The organism is Halomonas sp. B23F22_20, assembly GCF_043496985.1.
GTDB lineage: Bacteria > Pseudomonadota > Gammaproteobacteria > Pseudomonadales > Halomonadaceae > Halomonas.
Genome location: NZ_JBIEKH010000109.1, coordinates 1 through 626, shown reverse-complemented (window position 1 = coordinate 626; position 626 = coordinate 1). Strand labels below are relative to the sequence as shown.

The 626-nt window shown below is 37.2% G+C and carries 1 protein-coding gene; it reads left to right on the top strand.

Going from position 1 to position 626, the window contains the following annotated elements:
* Nucleotides 1-626: condensation domain-containing protein (locus ACGTN6_RS20835; RefSeq protein WP_394594999.1), on the top strand; the 626-nt coding region annotated here is incomplete at both ends.

Below are 626 nucleotides of genomic sequence, written 5' to 3'. Positions count from 1 at the left end.
ATCAATGTTGGTACACCGGTTGCCAATAGGAAGTTAGAAGAAACGGAAAGCTTAATTGGATTTTTTGTGAACACATTGGTTTTACGAACTGAATTTTCTTCAGATCTCACTTTTAAAGACGTCTTAACAGACGTTAGAGAGACCACTTTACAAGCATATGCAAATCAGGATGTACCATTTGAACATTTAGTAGAAGCTTTGCAGCCAGATCGGGATTTAAGCCATACTCCATTATTCCAAGTAATGTTTACTTTGCAAAATGCTCCTATTCCAGAAATGCACTTACCTGAGATGAAAGTGGAACCTTATGAAATAGAAAGCGATACTTCAAGGCTTGATCTAAACCTAGCAATGCAAGAAGAGGATGGGAACTTAGAGGCAGAGTTAGAATTTAATACAGATTTATTTGATGACACTACAATCAATCGGATGGTCACGCACTTTCAAGTTTTGTTAGAAGCCATCGTAACTAATGTTGAGGAACCTGTCGAATCGTTACAGTTGTTGACTGAACAAGAAAGAAACCAACTGTTATTCGAATGGAATGATACTAATATGAACATTCCGGCAGAAAAGTGCATCCATGAATTATTTGAGGAGCAGGTAGAAAAAACACCTGATTCAGT